This window comes from Mycetocola sp. 2940 (assembly GCF_040548835.1).
GTDB lineage: Bacteria > Actinomycetota > Actinomycetes > Actinomycetales > Microbacteriaceae > Mycetocola_A.
The window spans coordinates 22,220-43,496 of sequence record NZ_JBEPSK010000017.1 but is presented as its reverse complement, the minus strand read 5'-3'; the positions used below and the strand labels follow the sequence as shown (position 1 = coordinate 43,496).

Here is a 21,277-nt window from a genome sequence, read left to right as displayed (position 1 = left end):
TCGACGGAATACCCACCGGCACGTATTTTCCGTTCCGGTCCCACCGGCGCCAGCACGTAGTTGTCAGCGGGACTGCGCCGGAGCATCCTCCAGGTCGAGCCATCGGGCGATCTCCACTCGTGTGCTCAGCCCGAGAGCGGCATAGATGTGGCGCATGTGCGTCTCGACTGTTCGTTCGCTGAGGAACAGTTGGCGGGCGATGGCGGCGTTCGACAGGCCGCGGGCGACAAGACCCGCTACCTCGAGCTCCCTCGCCGTCAACGCAGAGCCGGTGCGCGGCCGCGCCGGCTCCAGCCCGAGTGAGCGCGCCACCCCCCGGGCGCGGTCTGCCCAGAAGCGCACGCCCTGTGCCTCGAAGGTGTCGAGGGCACGCCCAATCAAGGCGACGGCATCCGTAGCACTCCCGGCGGCTCCTGACTCTCCCCATTCCACAACGGCTTGCGCCGCGTGCAAACGGATGCCGAGATGGTCGAGCTGGTCAGCGGCCTCCCGCAGCAGCTCGGCGCCATGCTCCGTTCGTCCTGCCGTCGTGTCGGCGAGCCCCTCCAGTCGCAGGGCGAATGCGCTGCAGACAGGACTGGTCCGCCCGAGGGTTCGGAGGTACGCCGCCTGTCGCAGGGTGCGCTCCGGCTGGGCCATCGCACTTCCTGCGAGGCCCGCGAGCAGTGGGCGCAGGCACATCACTGGCGGGTACCCGTCGAAGGTGTCCGGTCCGGGGTCAGGAATCCGGTCGGGCGCGCCCATCTGGTAGGCGAGGGTCGAACGGGCCGCATCTGCGAACGAGGCCAGTCCACGGTCGACCCTCATCCCGTCGCGGTAGGTCCGCTGCACATCCGCGAGGCTGGCACGCATCCGGCCGCCCTGACCCCGTTCCGCCGCCACCAGCGCCGCGAGTGTGCTGGCGCTGGCGCCGGCCCGCGCCGCTCCCGCAGCTGCTGCGGACGCCGCCGCGATCGACGCCGCCTCGGATGCCCCCGTCAGGTCCCCGGCGAAGTAGCGAAGGAGACCCATCCATACTCTCAGTGACGTGGAGTCATGGCCAGCTTCCACGAGCTCGCGGAGCTGGCCCTCCGCGAGCGTCGTCGCCCCGTCGAGGTCTCCTGCGAGCACCGATACCCGGGACAACATCCGCGTCGATGAGCTGTTGAGGAAGGTGTGCGGGGTCGTGCGCGCCAGGGCGAGGGCTCGCCGGGCATGCCGATGAGCCGCCTCAATCTCCCCCTCCAGAAGGTCAAGCACGCAGCGGCCGAGTTCCGACGCGCACCGGGCCGCTGCGGAATCGCTGCGCCGTGTCGCTTCGAGCAGCCGCACGGCCGAGGCGCGAACCTGCCGCGCGTCACCGAATCGCGCACTCCACACGAGCGCGCGCAGATCGCGCACCGCCGGATCCTCGTCCTCGTGGGGCGCGTCCTGGATGGCGGTGATCGTTTCCGGCACCGTTGCTTGCTGGACCCGCAGCATGGCGAGGCGGTATCGGATCGATTCGACTCGGGTCGTGTCGCTGCACTCGATCGCTACCCGCATTCCACGTCGCCAGCTCTCCTCGGCCTTCGGGACCGCACCGGCGCGAAGATAGGCCCGTCCCAGATCTTCCAGGCAGGTCGCAAGCTCGGAGCTGGACGAAAAGACCGAGGGCGTGTCGACGAGCGGCTGCAGGTACCGCACGACGTCGTCGTCGGAGCCTCCGGCTTCTGCGGACCGTGACGCTTCGAGGAGCAGTGGAACGTATCGGGGACCGCTGGCCGTCGGGCCCGCCGCGAGAAAGTGTGAGGCCGCAGCATCGAGGTCGCCGGACCCGTCGAGCGCCCACCCGATCGCGGCGTGCACGAGGCGACGTTCGTGAAGGGGGAGCGCGGCGTTCGCCCATTCCGTGTACATCGGGTGCGCCGGGCGGAATCGCTCGTCGTCGGAGCCGTCAGCCGAGACGACGAGCAAACGATCGATCAAGCGTCGGAGCACGGCCGAACAGTCCCGGGGCTCGGCGGGCCCCATTGCTGCAAGAAGGTCGAACGGCACAGGTGTCGCCGTGATCATGAGGACGTCGAACAGGCTCCGTTCGTCCGGCGGCAGCCGTCGGATCTCTCGCTCGATCCGCGTGGCGACGGTGGCGGGCGGCCGGCCGACGCTCCGCCCGGGCTCCTCCGCAAGCGCGCGGGCATAGAGCGGAAGCCCGGCGACCCGCGTCAGCACCTCGCGGTCCGGCGTTGAGCCAGAGGCGGTCCGCGCCGGTGCCGAGAGCACCGACGCGATTCCCTTCTCGGTCAGGCGCGGCAGGGCGATCCTGTGACCGTTCTGGCCGACGAGATCTGCCAGTTCGACGACGAGCGCCGAACCGGCGCGGGGCCGGCCGGCGAGAACGACCAGCAGCGGGCGTCCGGTGCCCCGGGTGGCGAGGTGCCGCACCGCCCGGCAGGTCATCTCGTCGAGGAATTCGATGTCGTCCAGGAGGAGGAGCGCAGGCGCCGCCTGCGTCACGGCGTCGAGGAGATCGTCGAGTGCGTGAAAGAGCGTCGCCGTGGTCAGGTCGGCAGCTCGCCCTTCCGGTGCCGGAGGCTGGGCGATCAGGTCGCCGAGCGTTCCCAATCGCTTCGTCAGGGGCGTCTTCGCCGCTCCAGTGCGACGGGTGACAAAACCCGTGAGCGCCGAGACGACGGGCGCCAGGGCGACGCCGGAACTCAGCGGGTCGGCGACGGCCTGCAGCGTCGCGAAGCCGCGACGCTCAGCTTCCTCGGCCAGCTCGGCGCAGAGCCGGGACTTTCCTATCCCGAGTTCGCCGGTGACGAGCGCACACGATCCCCGCCCGGCGGCGGCATCATCGAGGGCGGCTAAGAGCGTGGCGAGTTCGTGCTCCCGCTCGACGAAGAATTCGCGATGCTGGGGCTCCGAATCCTGGAGGAGGCCATGCATGGAGCAATGATCGCACTACGACGCTCAGGCGTCGACCGGGTTACTCGTCGAAGGTGTTCACCATCGCCTGGGCGGCGCGCTCCAGGTAGTCCCAGAGTGTCGCTTCGTGCAGCGGAGACAGCCCGAGCGTGTCGACCGCCGCGCGCATGTGGAGCAACCAGCGATCGCGGGCATCCGGGTTGACCTTGAACGGCATGTGCCGCATCCGCAGCCGGGGGTGGCCGCGCTGCTCGCTGTACGTCCCCGGTCCGCCCCAGTACTGCTCGAGGAACATCGTGAGCCGTTCGGTCGCCGGACCGAGGTCGTCTTCGGGATACATCGGTTTGAGCACCGGGTCGGTGGCGACACCCTTGTAGAACTCAACGCACAGTTTCTCGAACGTCGCGCGACCGCCTACCTCGGCGTAGAACGTGCTGGAGAGAAGGTCGCTCACGGCTTGACCGGTGCTTTCTTCGGCGCCTTACGCGCTGCGTGCGGTGCCTCGTTGACGACTTTGAGCGGTTTTGTCCGCGGCGGACGGGCGCCGGTGACGGATGCCGCACCGTCGAAGCCCTCGAGGACCACACTCTTGAGGGTGGGCAGCTGGATGCCCATGGCGTCGGTGGCCGCCTTCAGGCGGGCGCGGAGTTCACGGGCAACGTCGTCCTTGGCCGGCGGACGCGTCTTTACGACGAGACGGATCACGAGGGCCTCCTCCGAGATGGACTCGATGCCCCAGAGCTCGGGACGCTCGAGGATGCGGCTGCGCCACTTCGGGTCCTGGGAGAGCGAGGAGGCGGCATCCATCATGCGGTCCTGCACCGCTTCGACGTCGGCGTCGTACGGCACGGCGAGGTCGATGATGACCCGTGCCCAGCCCTGCGACATGTTGCCGACGCGCAGGATCTCGCCGTTGCGCACGAACCAGAGGGTTCCGTTGACGTCGCGCACCTGGGTGATGCGGATGCCGACCCGTTCGACGACGCCGGTGGCCGGGCCGAGGTCGACGACGTCGCCGACGCCGAGCTGATCCTCCATCACCATGAACAGCCCGTTGAGCACGTCCTTGACGATGTTCTGGGCGCCGAAACCGAGGCCCGCTCCGAGCGCCGCGGTCAGTAGCGCAAGCGAGCCGATGATGTTCTCGTTGATCTCGTTCACGATCAGCACGATGGCGACGATGACGACGGTCACGTTGACGATGTTGCCGAGCACCGTACCGAGGGTGCGGGTGCGCTGCACGAGGCGCACAGCGGCGAGCGGTGAGACGTTGAGCGCCTGGGTGTCTTCAGCGCCCTGGTTCTTCTTCACCCCGGAGACGATCTGGTTCACGATGCGGCGGATGACGAAGTGCATCAGCCAGGCTGCGATCACGGCGCCGACGATGATCAGCGCGACGGAGACAAGGGTGCCGAGGGGCGACAGGAAGAAGGCTTCAACGTTCGCCCAGAAGTCAGTCATATTCATTACCTCAAGTCTACCGGGCACGTTCTGAGCGGATGCTGCACCGGCCGAACGACGCGAGTCGCATGGTTTGCAGGCACGACGCGAAGCGTCGTGAAAGGCGGCAGCCCTGACTCAGGCAATCTTCAGAACGGGACAGCGACCCGCAACCATCTCGCGGGGTTTAGTTCCGGCCGTCGCGCTCCTGCGCCTTGAGCGCACGCTCGACGCCGGCGAGGTTCTCGACGACGATCCGGCGGAGCGCGGGCGGCTCGGGGTTGGCGTCGAGCCAGGCCACGGTGGCGTCGCGGAGTTCCGCGTTCGCCAGCGGCGCCGGGTACAGCCCCATCACCAGATACTCGGCGATCTTGTAGCTCCGCGAATCCCAGACGCGCTGCAGCATCCCGAAGTAATCCGGGATGAACGACGCGAGGACGTCCTTGTCGCGGGCCCGCTGGAATCCGATGCCGGTCCACTGCACGATCGCGTTCGGCGCCGTGTCGGTGTCGACGACGGATGCCCACGCAGCGCGTTTCGCTTCGAGCGTCGGGATCGCGGCACGGGCGAGTGCTGCGGCCTTCGCACCGTTGGCGGTGTTGTCGTCGGCGAGGGCTGCGTCGACGTCGTCGTTCCCTGCGACGCCGCCGGCGGTGAGGGCGGTGAGGAGCTCCCAGTCGAGATCGGTGTCGACGGTGAGAGAGTCGAGGACGAGCTCACCGGAGCGCAGGCCGCGGATGATGTCGAAGTGCACATCGGTGGATGCGACGCCGGCGAAGAACTTCACGAACTGGAACTGCGCGTCCGAGCCGGGTTCTGCGGCCTCCGCGAGCTGCCACAGCGCGTCGCCGACCTCGACGAGCACGCCCTCACGGGCGCCGGGGGCGGTGTACTGGGTCGTGGCGAGCACGAGCTGGGTGAGAGTCGTGCGGATGGTCGTCGACTCCGACTCGCTCGCGATGTTGCCGAGCACCAGCCGCACGTACTCCCGGGCCGGGGTCTCGGCATCGCGGGTGGCATCCCACGCGGCCGCCCAGACCAGCGATCGGGCGAGCGGGTCCTCGATGGTCGCGAGGGACTCCGTGGCTACGGTGAGAGACGCCTCGTCGAGCCGGATCTTGGCGTAGGCGAGGTCGTCGTCGTTGAGGAGCACAAGGTCGGGGCGCTTCTGTCCGACCAGTTCCGGCACATCGGTCCGTTCGCCGTCGACATCCAGTTCGAGACGGTGTTCGCGCACGAGCTTTCCGTCCACCGAGTTGTAGAAACCGATCGCCAGTCGGTGCGGCCGGATCGTCGGGTACTCGGCGATGGCGCTCTGCAGCACGGTGAACGCGGTGATCACACCGGACTCGTCCACGGTGATCTCCGGGCGGAGGGTGTTCACCCCGGCCGTCTCGAGCCACAGCTTGCCCCAGTCGCTGAGGTCACGGCCGGATGCCGTCTCCAGCTCGGTGAGGAGGTCGTCGAGTTCGGTGTTTCCCCACGCGTGCTTCTTGAAATAGGCGGAGACCCCGGCGTAGAAGGCGTCGATCCCGACCCAGGCGACGAGCTGCTTGAGCACCGACCCGCCCTTGGCGTAGGTGATGCCGTCGAAGTTGACCTGGACGTCCTCGAGGTCGTTGATCGTGGCGACGATCGGGTGTGTCGACGGCAGCTGGTCCTGACGGTACGCCCAGCTCTTCTCCATGGCGTTGAACGTCGTCCAGGCCCCGGTCCATTCGGTGGCTTCGGCGACGGCGATCGTCGACGCCCACTCGGCGAAGGACTCGTTGAGCCACAGGTCGTTCCACCACTTCATCGTGACGAGGTCGCCGAACCACATGTGGGCGAGCTCGTGCAGGATCGTGACGACGCGACGTTCCTTGACGGCATCCGTCACCTTGGAGCGGAAGATGTACGCCTCGGTGAAGGTGACGGCTCCGGCGTGTTCCATGGCCCCGGCGTTGTACTCGGGCACGAACAGCTGGTCGTACTTCTCGAACGGGTACGGGTAGTCGAACTTCGACTCGAAGTACTCGAAGCCCTGCCGGGTCTTCTCGAAGATGTAGTCGGCGTCGAGGTACTGGGAGAGGCTCCTGCGGCAGAACACGCCGAGCGGGATCGTCCGGCCGTCGCTCGAGGTCAGTTCGCTGCGCACCGACTCGTACGGGCCGGCGACGATGCAGGTGATGTAGCTCGACATCACCTGAGTGGGCTCGAAGGCCCAGGTCTTGCTGCCTGCCCCGGCGGCGGAAGGCTCCGGGGTCGGGGCGTTCGAGATGATGTCCCAGTGCGCGGGAGCGGTCACCGTGAACCGGAACGTCGCCTTGAGGTCCGGCTGCTCGAACACCGCGTACATGCGGCGGGAGTCGGGCACCTCGAACTGGCTGTACAGGTACACCTCGTCGTCGACCGGGTCGACGAAGCGGTGCAGACCCTCACCGGTGTTCATGTAGATCATGTCGGCGTCGACGGTGAGCTCGTTCTCGGCCTGCAGGTTCTCGAGGGAAATCCGGATGCCGTCGCTCACGACCGCCGGGTCGAGGCTGACACCGTTGAGAGTAACAGCGTGAACCGTGCGGGTGATGGCGTCGATGAAGGTCGATGCGCCTGGCGTGGCTGTGAAGCGAACGGTCGTGGTCGACCGGAAGGTTTCCGGCCCGGTCGTGAGATCGAGCGCGATCTCGTAGCTCGAGGTGGAAACGAGCGATGCCCGCTCCTGTGCTTCGGCGCGGGTGAGGTTTTCTCCGGGCAACGCTGAACTCCTTTGTGCGAAATGGGACGGTACGAATGAGTCGGATCGTGTCCGACTTGCAAGCGTAGTCCTTCGCCTTCGCGCGCCGCCGGAACGGTTGCGGGAATGCGGGGGAGCGGTTCCGTGGTTGGCTGGGAGTATGAGCGCTGATACCCCCACTCCCGTCCCGACCGCCGTCGACTTCTGGTTCGACCCCTCCTGCCCGTGGGCCTGGATGACCTCCCGCTGGGTCGATGAAGTCGCTGTGCTGCGCAACCTCGATGTCACCTGGCACGTGATGAGCCTCGCCGTGCTCAACGAGGATCAGGATGTCAGTGAGGATTATCGCGCGTTCTTTCCCCGCGCGCTCCGCTACACCCGCCTCGTCGCCGCCGCGAAGGAGGAGTTCGGCCAGGTCATCGTCAAGCCGCTGTACGACGCGCTCGGCACGCAGATCCACCCGGGCGAGTCGACCGACCCCGACACGGTGATCGTGCAGGCGCTCGCCGAGGTGGGATTGCCGCCGGAATTCGCCGAACACTCGCTGAGCGATGCGTACGACCCGCAGATGAGGGCGAGCCACTTCGACGGCATCGGCCGGGTCGGCCAGGACGTCGGCACGCCGGTGATCGCGGTGAACGGCGTCGCCTTCTTCGGCCCGGTCATCTCACCCTCACCACAGGGCGAGGACGCCGCCCGTCTCTGGGACGGTGTGGTCGCCGTCGCCTCGTACCCGGGTTTCTTTGAGATCAAGCGCAGCAGGACCGTCGGGCCGATCTTCAACTGACACAGGCCGGGCGCCGGTGACGCCCGGAAACGGCAGAATGGAAGCATGCGCATCCACATCGCCACCGACCACGCCGGCCTCGACTTCAGCCAGCACCTGCAGCAGCACCTTCGCGACAACGGCCACGAGGTCGTCGACCACGGTCCGACCGAGTACGACGCGCTCGACGACTACCCGTCGTTCTGCATCAACGCCGCTCTCGCGGTCGTGCGCGACCAGGCCGCCGGGGTTGAGGCGCTCGGTGTGGTGTTCGGCGGGTCGGGGAACGGTGAGCAGATCGCGGCGAACAAGGTGCGTGGCATCCGCGCTGCCCTCGTCTGGAACCTCAGCACGGCTGTCCTCGCCCGTGACCACAACAACGCCAACGTCATCTCGATCGGTGCCCGCCAGCATCCGGTCGAAGACGTGATCGCGTTCATCGACGCGTTCATCGCCGAACCGTTCAGCGCTGAGGAGCGTCACGTGCGGCGCATCGCGCAACTCGCCGAGTTCGAGGAGACGGGCACGATCGCGGGCAAGGGCGTCGACGCCCTTCCCGAACGGGGCTGACATGCCCGAGGGCCATTCCGTCCATCGCATCGCACGGCAGTTCCGGCAGAACTTCCAGGGTCACCGGGTGAACGTCTCGTCGCCGCAGGGCCGATTCGTCGAGGGCGCCGCCCTTCTCGACGGGCGCACCGTCACCGACGTGAAAGCCGTCGGCAAGCAGATGTTCATCGACTTCGACGACAGTGTCTGGCTGCGTATCCACCTCGGAATGTACGGGGCCTGGGACTTCGCGGGGGAGATCACCCAGGATGCCACGATCGCGTCGGCGAACGGCCGGATGGGTCACACGAACCAGAGAGGCACCGACCTCGCGGCGGCGATCCTCGACGACGCGGGTGAGAACTCGCTGAGCTCGATCGGCGCACCGCGGAAGACCCGCGTGCGGATGTCCGAGCAGACCAAGGGCCTCGCCGGCTCCGAGTGGGAGACGTTCCCGCCCGAACCGGTGGGTGCGGTCCGTGTCAGGCTCCTCGCCGAACACGCGGTCGCCGACCTCCGCGGCCCGACCGCCTGCGAGATCATCGACGACGCCCGCGTCGGTGAGGTGATCGCGAAACTCGGCCCTGACCCGCTGCTCGACGACAGCGACGCGGCCGAGGACCGGTTCACCACGGTCGTGCGCCGGAAGCCGACCCCGATCGGCCTGCTTCTCATGGACCAGTCCGTCGTCTCCGGGATCGGCAACGTCTACCGGGCGGAGCTGCTGTTCCGTGCCGGGGTGAACCCGCACACGCCGGGCAAACTGGTGTCGGAGGAGACGGTGCGTGCGATCTGGCGCGACTGGTCACGGCTGCTCCGCATCGGCGTCGAAACCGGCCAGATGATGACCATGGACGATCTCTCCGGCGAGGACTACCGCAAGGCGATGGCGCACCGCGACGACCGGCACTGGGTCTACAAGCGCGAGGGCCTGCCCTGCCGGGTCTGCGGAACCCATATCCTGCTCGAAGAGATGGGCGCCCGAAAACTGTACTGGTGCCCGGTCTGCCAGAGCTGAACCCGACATCGAGAAGGACCCGATGAGACAGAATCCCAGCTTCGTTCTCGGCGACATTCCCGAGCTCCGTCGCCTGATCGACCTGAACCCGTGGGTCACCCTCGTGAGCGACACCGCTGACGGGCTCGTGGCATCCCACTATGCCGTGGTGCTCGACCCCGACCGCGACGACCTGACCATCCTCGGCCACGTCGGCCGCCCGGACGAAGCGATCCACGAACTCGAATCCCACGAACTGCTCGTCGTCGTGCAGGGACCGCACGGCTATATCTCACCGGGCTGGTATGACGATGCACCGGCCGTGCCGACCTGGAACTTCGTTGTCGCTCACCTGCGCGGCGTGCCCGAGATCCTCAGCGATGAGGAGAACTACCGGGTCCTCGGGCAACTGGTCGAACACTTCGAGAACCGGATGCCAGAGCCCCGCCTGATGGAGGGAACGCCGGCGAACGCCGAATATGCCCGCCGCATCAGCAGCGGCACCGTCGGGTTCCGACTGACCCCGACCCGCGTCACCGCGAAGCGCAAGCTCAGCCAGAACCGCCCGGCCGAAACCGTCGACCGGATCATCGACCAGCTGGAGAACGGCTCCGAGTACCCCAACCCCGCCCTCGCCGCCGAGATGCGCCGGGCCCGCCGGTGAGCGAATTCCGGCTCCGCGCCGCCCGTCCGGGTTCCGGCATCCGCCGCACCTTCACTGAGGTGCGCCTCGCCGGGGTCGACGCCCGGCCCGTCGACATTGTGCTCGAGGACGGGATCATCGCCGAGCTTCGGCCGTCCGGCAGCAGGCCGGCCGATGGCGCGACCACGGACGCAGCCGGGCGGTGGGTCCTGCCCGGGCTCTGGGATTCGCATGTGCACTTCACTCAGTGGGCGCAGACGTCGCGCCGGTTCGATCTGTCCGGCACGAGGACGGCGGCCGAGGCGCTCGCTGTCGTCGACGCGACCACGGCCTCAGGCGCGTCCGCCGACGAGTCGGCCGTCGGCTTCGGGTTCCGGGACGCGCTCTGGCCGGATACCGCCGACCTCGCCGCTTTCGACCGCGTGTCGCACGGCCAGCCGGTGATCCTCATCGCCGGCGACCTCCACTGTGTCTGGCTGAACACTGCTGCGCTCCGCCGGTATGGACACGACGGCCACGAGACCGGGCTCCTTCGTGAGGAGGACGCGTTCGCGGTGCATCGCAGCATCGACGCTGCCCCCGACGCGGTCGTCGACGGCTGGGTACGCGATGCCGCCGAGGCGGCCGCTGCCCGTGGGGTCGTCGGCGTCGTCGACTTCGAGATGGCGTGGAACCTCGACTCGTGGACGAGACGCATCGCCGCAGGCATCCTGTCGCTGCGCACCCGCTTCGGCATCTACCCGCACGACCTCGACCGGGCGATTGCCGAACGGCTGCGGACCGGCCAGGTCCTGCCGCACACCCACGGGCTGCTCGAAGTCGGTTCCCTCAAAGTGATCACCGACGGGTCGCTCAACACCCGCACCGCGTACTGCGTCGACCCGTATCCCGGGTTGGGCGGAACCGAACACTCCCACGGAGTCCTCACGGTTCCGCCCGACGAGCTCACCGCCCTGATGTCCCGCGCCCGGCAGGCCGGCCTCGAATCCGCGATCCACGCCATCGGGGACCAGGCCAACACCCACGTCCTCGACGCGTTCGCCGCCACCGGGTCCCGGGGCTCGGTCGAGCATGCCCAGTTGCTTTCCGCCGACGACATCGGCCGGTTCGCCGCGCTGGGCGTGACAGCGAGCGTGCAACCCGAACACGCCATGGACGATCGTGACGTCGCCGAGCATTATTGGGCCGGTCGCACCGATCGCGCGTTTCCCCTGCGGAGTATCCTCGACGCCGGAGGGACGCTCGCCCTGGGCTCGGACGCTCCCGTCGCCCCACTCGATCCATGGCTGGCGATCTCGGCCGCCGTGGGCCGGTCGCGCGACAACCGTGCGCCGTGGCATCCGGAGCAGTCGATTTCTGTCGCTGAGGCGATCGCCGCGTCGACACGGGGCGCGACCCTCCGGGCCGGCCAGGTCGCCGACCTCGTCCTCGTCGACAGGGACCCTTTTGCGGCCAGCCCCGACGACCTGCGGCGGATGCCGGTGGCCGCGACGGTCCTCAACGGCCGGGACACCTTCAGCACGCTCTGACCGAACGACGAAGGAGGGCCGCCCTTCCGGGCGACCCTCCTTCGACGTGGCGTGCTTACTTCGAGACGTGCGCGACGAGGAACCAGCGGTCCTTCTCGAGGCCGCGGGCGATCTCGATGGCGATATCCTGGCTGGTGAGGTCGATCGCGTCGAGTTCGTCGACGGCGGTTTTGATCGAGGTGAGTGCGGCGTCGATCTGGGCGACGAACTCGGCGATGGTGGTGCCCGACTGCTGGAACCCGGCGGTCAGCTCGCCCGTCGTCGTCTTGGCAGCGACCGTGGCCAGTCGCGCGTCGACCGGGAGCCCGAGGGCGACGATGCGCTCAGCGGCGGTGTCTGCCCAGTCCTGGGCGTGGTCGACGATGATGTCAAGGAGTTCGTGGACCCCGACGAAGTTGGCTCCGCGAACGTGCCAGTGGGCCTGCTTGCCGTTCACGACGAGGGCGGTCAGGTCGATGACGACCGGGCTCAGGAACTGGGCGACTCCCGCCGCGACGTCGGGGCTGACGGAGGTGGATGAAACGGTGGTGATGTCTGTCATGAGGGTTCCCCTTCGCTGTGCGCGTGGTGCGCTGTTGGAGACAACGCTACTCAGCTGCACGCAATGCGCAAGGAAGCGAAGGCTCGTCTAACTTCGTCCGACCCGGGGGTTTTCCCCCGTGCAGGTTGGGGAGAATGCCTCATGTTACCCGGGTGGCGCGGTCGCGAGGCTGGGTACATGTCTTCTTCTGTCCCCGTTGTTTCGACCCGCCGACCGCGGCCCCAGGTGGTGCACCAGTTACTCGCCCAGCGGCGGGATCCGCTCGCGTTCCTCACTCCGCGCGAGAGCGAGGTGCTGCAGCTGATGGCTGAAGGAGTCACGAACGCGGGCATCGCGCGGCGGCTGGTGGTCGGTGTCGGCGCGGTGGAGAAGAACGTGACCTCGATCTTCTTGAAACTGGGCCTCGAGGCGTCCGCGTCGGATCACCGCCGCGTGCTTGCGGTGCTGCGCTACCTGCGGTCCTGAAGGGCGCCGCCGTGGCCGAGTGGGCCGAAAGGGTTGCTCGCTCGTGCGCTGAACCGCCGTTGCGGCTCAGTCGATCGCGGGAGCAGCCATGTGGGCCCGATCGCCAGGCGCATTGCGCTCGGTTGCGCTTCTCCGCGCGCCGCGTGGTCCTCAGTGCTCCCGAATCACCACGAAACGTTCGCCGTGGTATCCGCGGGCAGCAGGTTGTGGGAACTCGAGGTGGGCAACCGCAGTTTGTGGCGACTCGAGCGCGCGGCCGTGGCTGAGTGGGCGGAAAGGGTTGCTCGCTCGTGCGCTGAACCGCCGTTGCGGCCCAGTCGATCGCGGCGACCGCCATTTGGGTCCGATCGACGGGCGCGGGGCCTCGTCTGTGCCCGCGGAGCTGTCGAATCGCCACGAAACGTTCGCCGTGGCATCCGCGGGCAGCAAATTGTGGGGACTCGAGGTGGGCAACGGCAGTTTGTGGTGACTCGAGCGCGCCGCCGTGGCCGAGTGGGCCGAAAGGGTTGCTCGCTCGTGCGCTGAACCGCCGTTGCGGCCCAGTCGAAAGCGGGAGCAGCCATTGGGGCCCGATCGGCGGGCGCGGCGCCCCGTCTGGGCCCATCGATGCGGGGGAGCGTCAGCGCAGCGACGAAACCCCGCGGGCCGCCGCCTTGAGGTCGCGGATCCGGCTCTCGTAGGTCGCCGCCAGCACGATGAGCACGATGCCCCCGATCCCGGCCCAGAGCCACCACGGCACGCTGCCGTACAGGCCCGAGATCCACGGCCACAGCTGCGCGAGGGCATGCACGACGACAACACCCGCGCCGAGCAGCGTCGGCGCCTGCAGCTTCAATGCGAGGCCGGCGCCGAAGACGGCAAGCGCAACGACCCCGAGGCCGACGACCCGCCACAGCTCGTTGGCGACGCCGAAGTCCGCGAGCAGCGAGGGCAGCAGGAGGACGAGGAGCCCGGGGCCGAGTTCCGTCCAGGAGCCGCGTCGGCCGTTCCGGGTGAGGCGGATGCCGCCGCCGACGATCAGAGCGCTCGCGACCGGTACCGTCGCCAGTTCGAACGGGTCGGCCGTGCCGGTGGCCACGAGCGCGCCGGCGAGAACGAGGGCGCAGGCGATCGACACCCAACGGAGCACGGGTGCGAACTCGTCGCGAACGGATGCCGCGACCACGAACCCGCACGCCACGGCGAGCACCAGGAACCCACGCCACGCTTCAACCCCGGAGGTGAGGAGAACGGCAAGCGTCGGCACGGAGAGAACGACAACGGATGCCGTGACCGCGACCGCCGCGAGAACCCCGGGAACGTCGCCCGTGCGGTACCAGAGCAGCCCCGCTCCGAGAAGAAGAAGAGCAGCGGACCCGGACCAGATCTCGAACGGAATGCTGTCCCCGTCCGGGTTGAGCAAGGCCCGGCCCAGACCCGCGATCGTCGCGCCCGCGACGCCGGCGGTCCAGAGCACGGAACTGAGCCACATGCCGCGGAACACCGGGGGCGCGAGCGTACCCACTCCGATGAGGAGGGCGGATGCTCCGAGCACGATTCCGGCCCGCAGCGGCTCCGCGCCGGTGGCGGCGATCGCGCTCGGGACAAGACCCACGACGAGTGCTGCGGCGAGAAGAGCCGAGCGCCCCGGTTCCGCCCGCGCACCGCGAACGGGTCGGCGCGCCAGGGTGATTCCGAGGATGGCAAGCAGGAGCCCGGCGACCGGCAGGGTGTAGAGCTCGATGACGGTGGCGTCGGCGCGCGCGAGTCCGAGCCAGAGTCCGGCCACGGCCAGCGGGAACCCGAGCCAGGCAAGATGGCGTCTCGGCGAGGTGCCCGAGACGATGCCTCCTTCGCCGCTCCCGACGAGCAGGGCGCTCACCGCGAGCAGGAGAAGCGTGAGCCAGCCCAACTCGGGGCGCACCCATACCGAGACAAGAACGAGTGCCGCCCCGATCGCCAGGGCACCGTCCCAGGCGAAGCGGGCGGGAGAGGTGCCCGGACCACGCCGGCGGAACAGGACGAGGCCGAGCGCGGCGAGGAGAACGACCGTGGCACCGAGAACGACACCCGTCGTGTCGGCCTGCCCCGTGCCTGATGGACCTGTCGGCCCGAAATTCGTCCAGGCGATCTCGGCCGCCCACAGAATGGCGACCGGTGTGACCGCGGCGGCCACAAAGCGTTCCGGCCAGTCGGCGACACGGTCGTTGAGCTGCCATGCCATCCCGGCCACAGCTGCCGCGATCAACGCCGAGAGCAGCGGCACCGGACTGCCCAGGCCGACGAGTTCGACCAGGCCGATCCCGGCCGCGAGCGCAGCGGTCGCGCCGAGGACGGCAAGCTCGGCCCGCGTCAGCAGGCCGGGGGCGAACGGAATGACGGCGCAGACGAGGAGAGCGGTCAGTGCCATCCACAGTGCCGCCGACCCGGTCGGAGCCGTGGTCCCGGTCACCGCTTCGAACCAGGCCGGGACCATCCGCGCGCTGAAGATCAGCGCGATCGCCGCCAGCCCGGTCGCCACCGGGACCAGCCCGCCCGCCGATGGAGCAGCCGTCCGGGCCAGCACCTGCCGTGCCGCGCCCAGCAGGGCCAGTGACGCCAGCGCGGTCACCGGGAACGTGGCTGTGCTCGTCAGGCCGATCGTGCTGAACACGAACACCGCCACGGCGAACGCGCTGCCCAGCGCAATCCGCAGTGACCCAGACGGAAGGACCACGATGGCGGCGAGCGATGCCGCCGCAAGCAAGCCGAGACAGAGAGCGGATGTGACGGGCTGGCCGATCGACGCGCTGGCGGCGATGAGGCCCAGGCTGCCCACGCCGACGGGAATCCAGCTCAACCGGGCCGCCAGTCTGAGCGTTGCGAGCGTCGCAAGCGCGATCCCGGCAACGAGGAGGAGGGCGAGCGGGGGCTCGAAACTAAGCGAGAACAGCGGGTCCGGGGGACTCCCGAACGCCGCCACGCTGAACGGCATCGTCGTCGCGCCCCAGGCGCAGGTCGCGAGCGAGAGAGCGAGCGCCGGACCGGATGCCAACCCGGCGAGTCCGAGCGGGATGAGGGCGGCGAGGCGGAGCGCAGGAACCAGCCGGCCCATCCCCGGGATGCGCGTCAGCGAGCTCACAACGAACGCGGACACGGCGGTCACGGTCGCCGGCAACCAGAGCACAGCGTCTTCGACTCGGCCCCAGAGGAACAGGGAGAGTCCGGCGCCGGCAGCGGCGAGGCCCAGGCCGATGGCGGTGAGCGCTCCCCAGCCGTCCAGGCGAACCGGCGCCGCGGCGTCCGCCCTGCCCGTCTCAGCAACGGGAGCGGCGGCCAGCAGGCAGAGCCACACCGCGGCGAGGACGGCGAACGCGATACTCCCGCCGGCTGGGAGGTCGGGGAAGGCGCCGAACGCACAGACGCCCGCGACGGCGGTGGCGACCATGCCGGTGATGCGGAGGAGCGTCCGCTCGACCCGCCCGGGGATCCGGGTCCAGACGAGTGAGGCGAAACCGACCGCAGCGAGAGCGGTCCACAGCCGGGTCGCGAAGTCGACGTCGGCGAGCAGCCCCTGGACGAGGGCGAAGAGCGCAACCGGTCCGAGGATCACCGCCGACATCGACAGGGTGCGCAGCGGGATAGTGCGCGCACCGAGCGCAAGGAGAGTGGTCAGGAGGCCGACGGACAGTCCCATGTACAACCAGCCGTCGAGCTCGCCCGAGCCGAAGACGCCGTTCGCCCGGATGATCCACAGATCGAGGAGGAAGAGCACGACAGCAAGGGCAGCGATTCCCTCGGCGGTGCCCTGCAACCGGCGACGGTTGAGAAGCACGGCCGCGCCGAACACGGCAACGCTCGCGGCCCCGGTGAGGAGCGACCGAATCTCCAGGCTGGCAATGAAATAGGCCAGAAGGACGAAGAAGAGCGCCATGACCGACACGAGGATCACGCCGACCGTCAGCATGAGGATCTGGATGCCGGACCGTCGCGGTTTGGCGGGATGCTGCCCGGTCGATGCCGGCGGCCACGGGGGCTGGACCGGCATACCCGGGGAGGCCCACGGGGCCGGAGGGTACTGCTGGTTGTGCGTCGCAGAGGCAGCAGCCGGCTGTGCGAAGACCGGGGCCGGGGTGGCAGCCTGCGGCTGGTATGACGGCGCTGGTGTCGCGGCTGCAGCGCGCGCCTGGGCAACGCGGCGTTCCTGTTCGGCCTGGGCGCTGCGCATCCGGGCCACAAGGCCCTGCCGCTGGAATTCCGCGTGAACGACGGCCTTGCCCGCTTCGAGGAGCGCGGATGCCTCCGGGACGCTGAGGTCCAGGCCGCACCGGGTGCAGACAGGGCCGGGGGAGCCGTCGTTCGCGGTCGGCAGGGGAGCAATGGCGATGTCGGAGAAACAGCCAGGGCACAGGGTGGTGTCTGTGAGGAACTCCGGCCTGCGCGGCCAGGTGTCGGGAGCGCCGGGCGGGCTCGCTGGTGCCGGTGGGACGGGGTAGCCCGAGGTCGATGACATGGCCCGATTGTGGCAGAGCGGCCTCCTGTATGGGCGGCGTTCGGCCACTCGGGGGATAGAGATCGCGCCTGTGGAGAAAATCCGGCAGCGCTAGTGTGGCGGAATGACGACTGACAACGCAGCGAGCATCATCCGACTCACCGGGCTCGACGGCCCGGTCATCGCAGACACAGCATTCGTCGCTCCCGGTGCCAGGATCGTGGGGAACGTGACCCTGAAAGACGCGTCGAGCGTCTGGTACAACGCCGTCCTGCGCGGGGATTCCGCTTCGATCGAGCTCGGTGAGGGCAGCAACATCCAGGACGGGGTCGCCGTGCACGTGGACTCCGCCTCACCCGTGGTCATCGGCCGTTCCGTGTCGGTCGGCCACAACGCTGTCGTGCACGGCTGCACCATCGGCGACACGGTGCTCGTCGGCATGGGATCCGTCATCCTCAGCGGGGCCGTGATCGGCGACGAGTGCCTCATCGCCGGGGGAGCCGTCGTGCTCGCCGGCGCGGTGATCCCGCCGCGGTCCCTGGTCGCCGGCGTGCCGGGAAAGGTGCGACGCGAGCTCACCGACGACGAGGTCGACGGCATCCGCAGGAACGCCGAGATCTACCTCGAACACACCCGGCACCACCGCGAGTCGATCGAAAGCGCGGACTAGCCTGGCTACCCCGCGCCGTTTCTGCGGATCCACCGGCGGTGCGAGGCCATCCCGGTGCCGAGGCAGACCGCGCATGCGGCCATCAGGCCGACTCCGGCGCCGAAGCGTCCGGTGCCGAGGAGAATTCCGGCGACGATGAAGAGTGCGACGCCGGCGGTGGTCCAGAGGGAGTACGGGCGGAGCATCTTCATCGCTTCGCCTTCGGCTCGCCAGGTGTGGAATGGGGAACTGGAGGGGATGACGGGAATCGAACCCGCGTGATCAGTTTGGAAGACTGAGGCTCTACCATTGAGCTACATCCCCGAGACCGGAAGACCGGCACCCGAATATCGTAGTACACGTTTCGAGGTCGGATGTGCAGCTGCCCGCCGGGGCGGAATTTTACAAGCGCTCGTGCATTAGACTGTCGGAGGCCTTCCATTACCGCCTTCTCGATTGGTGTGTGAGTCCACACCGGTAGGTCATCTACCGGGGCGTAGCTCAGCTTGGTAGAGCGCCCGGTTTGGGACCGGGAGGTCGCAGGTTCGAATCCTGTCGCCCCGACAAGTCCGTCCTCCTCAGCTCGAGGAAAAAATCCACAACACAGGAGAACACACCAACGTGAAATCCACGGTCGAAAAGCTCAGCCCCACTCGTGTCAAGCTCGCCATTTCGGTGACGCCAGAAGACCTGAAGCCGAGCATCACCCACGCCTACGGCCACATCGCCGAGCAGGTCAACATCCCCGGGTTCCGTAAGGGCAAGGTTCCGCCGGCGATCATCGACCAGCGCATGGGCAAGGGTGCCGTCCTCGAGCACGCCGTCAACGAAGGCCTGGACGGGTTCTACCGCGCCGCCGTCGAAGAGCACAGCATCCGCACGCTCGGTCGCCCCCAGGCCGACATCGTCGAGTGGCCCAGCGACAAGGACTTCTCCGGAGACCTGCAGCTTGCCATCGAGGTCGATGTGCGTCCCGAGATCACCCTGCCGTCCTACGACGACATCACCATCGAGGTCGACGAAGCCGAAATCACCGACGAGGATGTCACGGCTGAACTCGACAAGCTCCGCACCCGCTTCGGCACCCTCGTCACCGTCGACCGCCCCGCGGCGACCGGCGACTTCGTGCAGATCGACCTCATCGCCACGATCAACGGTGAAGAAGTCGACAACGCGACCGGCATCTCTTACGAGGTCGGCTCAGGCGACCTGATCGAGGGCATCGACGAGGCGCTCGAGTCGCTGACCGCCGGTGAAGTCACCACCTTCAGCGCACCGCTGCTCGGTGGCGAGCACGAGGGCGAGAACGCCGAGATCACGGTCACGGTCGGCGCCGTCAAGGAACGCGAAATGCCTGCGGCCGACGACGACTTCGCCCAGATCGCCAGCGAGTTCGACACCATCGCTGAACTCACCGAGAGCCTCAAGGAGCAGGTCGCGCGCCAGAAGGCCTTCGGCCAGGGCACCGCTGCCCGCACCAAGCTGCTCGAGAAGCTCGTCGAACTGGTTGAGATCCCCGTTCCCGAGAAGCTCGTCGAAGACGAGGTCCACCGTCACCTCGAGGGCGAAGGCCGTCTCGAAGACGACGAGCACCGCGCCGAGGTCACCGTCTCGAGCGAGGCCACCTTCAAGCAGCAGATGCTCCTCGACACCATCGCTGAGGCCGAGAACGTCCAGGTCAGCCAGGACGAACTGACCCAGTACCTGATCCAGGGTGCCGCGCAGTACAACATGGAGCCGGGCGAGTTCATCAAGGTTCTCGACGAGAACGGCCAGATTCCTGCCATGGTCGGAGAGGTCGCCCGCAACAAGGCCCTCGCCGTCGTGCTGGCGAAGACCAAGGTCGTCGACACCGCAGGCAAGACCGTCGACCTCACCGGATTCGTTCCGACCGACGACGACGACGCTGTCGCCGACGATGCCGCAACCGACGAGGCCGCACCGGCTGAGACCGCTGAGGCTCCGGCCGAGGACGCGCCGGCTGAGAAGCCCAAGAAGGCGAAGAAGACCGAGAAGACCGAAAAGTAGGTTTCCTTTTTCTCACGACGGATGCCCCGGGAACGACTCCGGGGCATCCGTCGTTTAACCGCGGAGCGACGCGATATCTGCCCACGGCGAACAGAGCAGTTCCGGTGCGTGGGCTCCGATAGATTCGATTACACGCAACAACTGAAATGGAGCGCGACATGGCCGAACTGGCACTGCCCAACAGTGTTTTTGACCGACTGCTGAAGGATCGCATCATCTGGCTCGGCGCCGAGGTCCGCGATGAGAACGCGAACGAGATCGCCGCGAAGCTGTTGCTGCTCGCGGCCGAGGATTCCAAGCGGGACATCTACCTGTACATCAACTCGCCCGGTGGCTCGATCACCGCGGGCATGGCGATCTATGACACCATGCAGTTCGTTCCGAACGACATCGTCACCGTCGGCATCGGCATGGCTGCCTCGATGGGCCAGCTGCTGCTGACAGCGGGCACCAAGGGCAAGCGGTACATCACCCCGAACGCCCGCGTCCTGCTCCACCAGCCACATGGTGGATTCGGTGGAACGTCGAGTGACATCCAGACCCAGGCACAGCTCATCCTCGACATGAAGCGCCGCCTGGCCGAGATCACCGCTGCACAGACCGGCAAGACCGTCGAGCAGATCAACGCCGACGGCGACCGCGACCGCTGGTTCAGCGCGCAGGAAGCCCTCGAATACGGGTTCGTCGACCACATCCGCGAATCGGCGACTGACGTCTCCGGTGGCGGCGGAACCGAATCCAACTAAGCGTCGAGAAAACTCAGAGGACAGAACAAATGGAAACCCCGACCTTCCGCGCCGCAGGCAACTTCGCTGCTACGGCGGCTGCCATGCCGAATTCCCGCTACATCCTGCCGAGCTTCGAAGAGCGCACCGCCTACGGGTACAAGCGCCAGGACCCCTACGCCAAGCTGTTCGAGGACCGCATCATCTTCCTCGGCGTGCAGGTCGATGACGCCTCCGCCGATGACGTCATGGCGCAGCTCCTCGTTCTCGAGAGCATGGATCCGGACCGCGACATCGTCATGTACATCAACTCACCCGGTGGATCGTTCACCGCGATGACCGCGATCTACGACACGATGCAGTACATCCGCCCGCACATCCAGACCGTCGTGCTCGGCCAGGCGGCATCCGCTGCTGCCGTGCTCACCGCGGCCGGGACGCCGGGCAAGCGGCTCGCGCTGCCGAACGCCCGCATCCTCATCCACCAGCCCGCCATCGGCGAGGCCGGCCAGGGGCAGGCATCCGACATCGAGATCCAGGCCGCTGAGATCCTGCGGATGCGGGTGTGGCTCGAAGAGACGCTGTCAGCCCACTCCAACCGGAGCAAGGAACAGGTTAACAAGGACATCGACCGCGACAAGATCCTGTCGGCGGAGCAGGCCCTGGAATACGGCCTGATCGACCAGGTCCTGACCAGCCGCAAGCACCTGCCGACGCTGAACAAGACCGCGTCAGGCGCCATCGCGTCCTGACCGCGGACAAACAGAAGACGGAGCCGGGGCAACCCCGGCTCCGTTTTCGTTTCCACGACATATTCTCGGCTTTTTCGACACCCGGCAGTCTGCTTGCGTCGCGATGTCTCCGGTTCGGGTTAGGCTCAAAGTAGGCAACCTGCC

Annotated in this window: 16 protein-coding genes, 2 tRNA genes and 1 pseudogene; 11 read left to right on the top strand and 8 right to left on the bottom strand. The window is 67.9% G+C overall.

Annotated features, from left to right (window positions below; genetic code table 11):
* Nucleotides 1-63 precede the first annotated feature (63 nt).
* From ABIE24_RS15930 to pepN, 4 genes are all read right to left on the bottom strand, one after another.
* Nucleotides 64-2,907, bottom strand: a complete 2,844-nt coding sequence (locus ABIE24_RS15930; protein WP_354501413.1) for an ATP-binding protein — start codon at nucleotides 2,905-2,907, stop codon at nucleotides 64-66.
* A 40-nt stretch (nucleotides 2,908-2,947) separates the two neighbouring features.
* The gene (locus ABIE24_RS15925) at nucleotides 2,948-3,340 is read right to left on the bottom strand and encodes a globin (RefSeq protein ID WP_354501411.1); all 393 of its coding nucleotides are present in this window, start codon (nucleotides 3,338-3,340) and stop codon (nucleotides 2,948-2,950) included.
* Nucleotides 3,337-4,353 (bottom strand): mechanosensitive ion channel family protein, encoded by a 1,017-nt coding sequence (locus tag ABIE24_RS15920; RefSeq protein ID WP_354501409.1) that lies wholly within the window; start codon nucleotides 4,351-4,353, stop codon nucleotides 3,337-3,339. Before ABIE24_RS15920 ends, ABIE24_RS15925 begins: the two co-directional genes overlap by 4 nt.
* 160 nt (nucleotides 4,354-4,513) lie before the next feature.
* On the bottom strand, nucleotides 4,514-7,060 hold the full coding sequence (gene pepN / locus ABIE24_RS15915; protein WP_354501407.1) for an aminopeptidase N: 2,547 nt from the start codon (nucleotides 7,058-7,060) through the stop codon (nucleotides 4,514-4,516).
* 139 nt (nucleotides 7,061-7,199) lie between these two features.
* Here pepN and ABIE24_RS15910 point away from each other — a divergent pair, with 139 nt between their 5' ends.
* The 5 genes from ABIE24_RS15910 to ABIE24_RS15890 are packed head-to-tail and all read left to right on the top strand — an operon-like array spanning nucleotide 7,200 to nucleotide 11,523.
* Nucleotides 7,200-7,826, top strand: a complete 627-nt coding sequence (locus tag ABIE24_RS15910; RefSeq protein WP_354501405.1) for a mycothiol-dependent nitroreductase Rv2466c family protein — start codon at nucleotides 7,200-7,202, stop codon at nucleotides 7,824-7,826.
* 45 nt (nucleotides 7,827-7,871) lie between these two features.
* A complete protein-coding gene (locus ABIE24_RS15905) occupies nucleotides 7,872-8,375 on the top strand; it encodes a ribose-5-phosphate isomerase (protein WP_354501403.1) in 504 nt (167 codons plus the stop codon).
* 1 nt (nucleotide 8,376) lies between these two features.
* Nucleotides 8,377-9,372, top strand: a complete 996-nt coding sequence (locus ABIE24_RS15900; protein ID WP_354501401.1) for an Fpg/Nei family DNA glycosylase — start codon at nucleotides 8,377-8,379, stop codon at nucleotides 9,370-9,372.
* Nucleotides 9,373-9,394: 22 nt separating this feature from the next.
* Nucleotides 9,395-10,015 (top strand): FMN-binding negative transcriptional regulator, encoded by a 621-nt coding sequence (locus tag ABIE24_RS15895; protein WP_354501399.1) that lies wholly within the window; start codon nucleotides 9,395-9,397, stop codon nucleotides 10,013-10,015.
* Entirely contained in the window at nucleotides 10,012-11,523 is a 1,512-nt protein-coding gene (locus tag ABIE24_RS15890) for an amidohydrolase (protein WP_354501397.1), read from the top strand. Before ABIE24_RS15895 ends, ABIE24_RS15890 begins: the two co-directional genes overlap by 4 nt.
* Before the next feature lie 55 nt (nucleotides 11,524-11,578).
* Here ABIE24_RS15890 and ABIE24_RS15885 read toward each other — a convergent pair whose 3' ends face one another.
* Complete coding sequence (locus ABIE24_RS15885; protein ID WP_354501395.1) at nucleotides 11,579-12,064, bottom strand: Dps family protein; 486 nt, start codon at nucleotides 12,062-12,064, stop codon at nucleotides 11,579-11,581.
* 219 nt (nucleotides 12,065-12,283) lie between these two features.
* Between ABIE24_RS15885 and ABIE24_RS15880 the strand changes: the two are divergent.
* Nucleotides 12,284-12,529 (top strand): annotated as a pseudogene (locus ABIE24_RS15880) (response regulator transcription factor); the annotation flags it as partial.
* A gap of 619 nt (nucleotides 12,530-13,148) precedes the next feature.
* Here ABIE24_RS15880 and ABIE24_RS15875 read toward each other — a convergent pair.
* Complete coding sequence (locus ABIE24_RS15875) at nucleotides 13,149-17,000, bottom strand: SCO7613 C-terminal domain-containing membrane protein (RefSeq protein ID WP_354501393.1); 3,852 nt, start codon at nucleotides 16,998-17,000, stop codon at nucleotides 13,149-13,151.
* Between the two features lie 103 nt (nucleotides 17,001-17,103).
* Here ABIE24_RS15875 and ABIE24_RS15870 point away from each other — a divergent pair, with 103 nt between their 5' ends.
* Nucleotides 17,104-17,649, top strand: coding sequence for a gamma carbonic anhydrase family protein (locus ABIE24_RS15870; RefSeq protein WP_354501391.1), 546 nt, complete (start codon nucleotides 17,104-17,106; stop codon nucleotides 17,647-17,649).
* 5 nt (nucleotides 17,650-17,654) lie between these two features.
* On the opposite strand, the gene ABIE24_RS15865 is transcribed toward ABIE24_RS15870, so the two are convergent.
* Together ABIE24_RS15865 and ABIE24_RS15860 are read right to left on the bottom strand one after the other, a co-directional pair.
* Nucleotides 17,655-17,840, bottom strand: a complete 186-nt coding sequence (locus tag ABIE24_RS15865; protein WP_354501389.1) for a hypothetical protein — start codon at nucleotides 17,838-17,840, stop codon at nucleotides 17,655-17,657.
* A gap of 38 nt (nucleotides 17,841-17,878) precedes the next feature.
* Nucleotides 17,879-17,952 (bottom strand) — tRNA-Gly (locus ABIE24_RS15860).
* 166 nt (nucleotides 17,953-18,118) lie between these two features.
* Here ABIE24_RS15860 and ABIE24_RS15855 point away from each other — a divergent pair.
* From ABIE24_RS15855 to ABIE24_RS15840, 4 genes are all read left to right on the top strand, one after another.
* A tRNA-Pro gene (locus ABIE24_RS15855) sits at nucleotides 18,119-18,192 on the top strand.
* A 57-nt stretch (nucleotides 18,193-18,249) separates the two neighbouring features.
* A complete protein-coding gene (tig, locus tag ABIE24_RS15850) occupies nucleotides 18,250-19,656 on the top strand; it encodes a trigger factor (protein WP_354501387.1) in 1,407 nt (468 codons plus the stop codon).
* A gap of 158 nt (nucleotides 19,657-19,814) precedes the next feature.
* Entirely contained in the window at nucleotides 19,815-20,402 is a 588-nt protein-coding gene (locus ABIE24_RS15845) for an ATP-dependent Clp protease proteolytic subunit (protein ID WP_354501385.1), read from the top strand.
* 29 nt (nucleotides 20,403-20,431) lie between these two features.
* Nucleotides 20,432-21,133 carry an ATP-dependent Clp protease proteolytic subunit gene (locus ABIE24_RS15840; RefSeq protein WP_354501383.1) on the top strand — a complete coding sequence of 234 codons (702 nt, stop codon included), beginning with the start codon at nucleotides 20,432-20,434 and terminating at the stop codon, nucleotides 21,131-21,133.
* Nucleotides 21,134-21,277 lie beyond the last annotated feature (144 nt).

Bases quoted from the DNA above. Each gene is read 5' to 3' on its own strand.
- ABIE24_RS15930 (WP_354501413.1), bottom strand. From the start codon at position 2,907: ATGCATGGCCTCCTCCAGGATTCGGAGCCCCAGCATCGCGAATTCTTC.
- ABIE24_RS15920 (WP_354501409.1), bottom strand. From the start codon at position 4,353: ATGAATATGACTGACTTCTGGGCGAACGTTGAAGCCTTCTTCCTGTCG.
- ABIE24_RS15910 (WP_354501405.1), top strand. From the start codon at position 7,200: ATGAGCGCTGATACCCCCACTCCCGTCCCGACCGCCGTCGACTTCTGG.
- ABIE24_RS15905 (WP_354501403.1), top strand. From the start codon at position 7,872: ATGCGCATCCACATCGCCACCGACCACGCCGGCCTCGACTTCAGCCAG.
- ABIE24_RS15900 (WP_354501401.1), top strand. From the start codon at position 8,377: ATGCCCGAGGGCCATTCCGTCCATCGCATCGCACGGCAGTTCCGGCAG.
- ABIE24_RS15895 (WP_354501399.1), top strand. From the start codon at position 9,395: ATGAGACAGAATCCCAGCTTCGTTCTCGGCGACATTCCCGAGCTCCGT.
- ABIE24_RS15885 (WP_354501395.1), bottom strand. From the start codon at position 12,064: ATGACAGACATCACCACCGTTTCATCCACCTCCGTCAGCCCCGACGTC.
- ABIE24_RS15875 (WP_354501393.1), bottom strand. From the start codon at position 17,000: ATGTCATCGACCTCGGGCTACCCCGTCCCACCGGCACCAGCGAGCCCG.
- ABIE24_RS15870 (WP_354501391.1), top strand. From the start codon at position 17,104: ATGACGACTGACAACGCAGCGAGCATCATCCGACTCACCGGGCTCGAC.
- ABIE24_RS15865 (WP_354501389.1), bottom strand. From the start codon at position 17,840: ATGAAGATGCTCCGCCCGTACTCCCTCTGGACCACCGCCGGCGTCGCA.
- ABIE24_RS15845 (WP_354501385.1), top strand. From the start codon at position 19,815: ATGGCCGAACTGGCACTGCCCAACAGTGTTTTTGACCGACTGCTGAAG.
- ABIE24_RS15840 (WP_354501383.1), top strand. From the start codon at position 20,432: ATGGAAACCCCGACCTTCCGCGCCGCAGGCAACTTCGCTGCTACGGCG.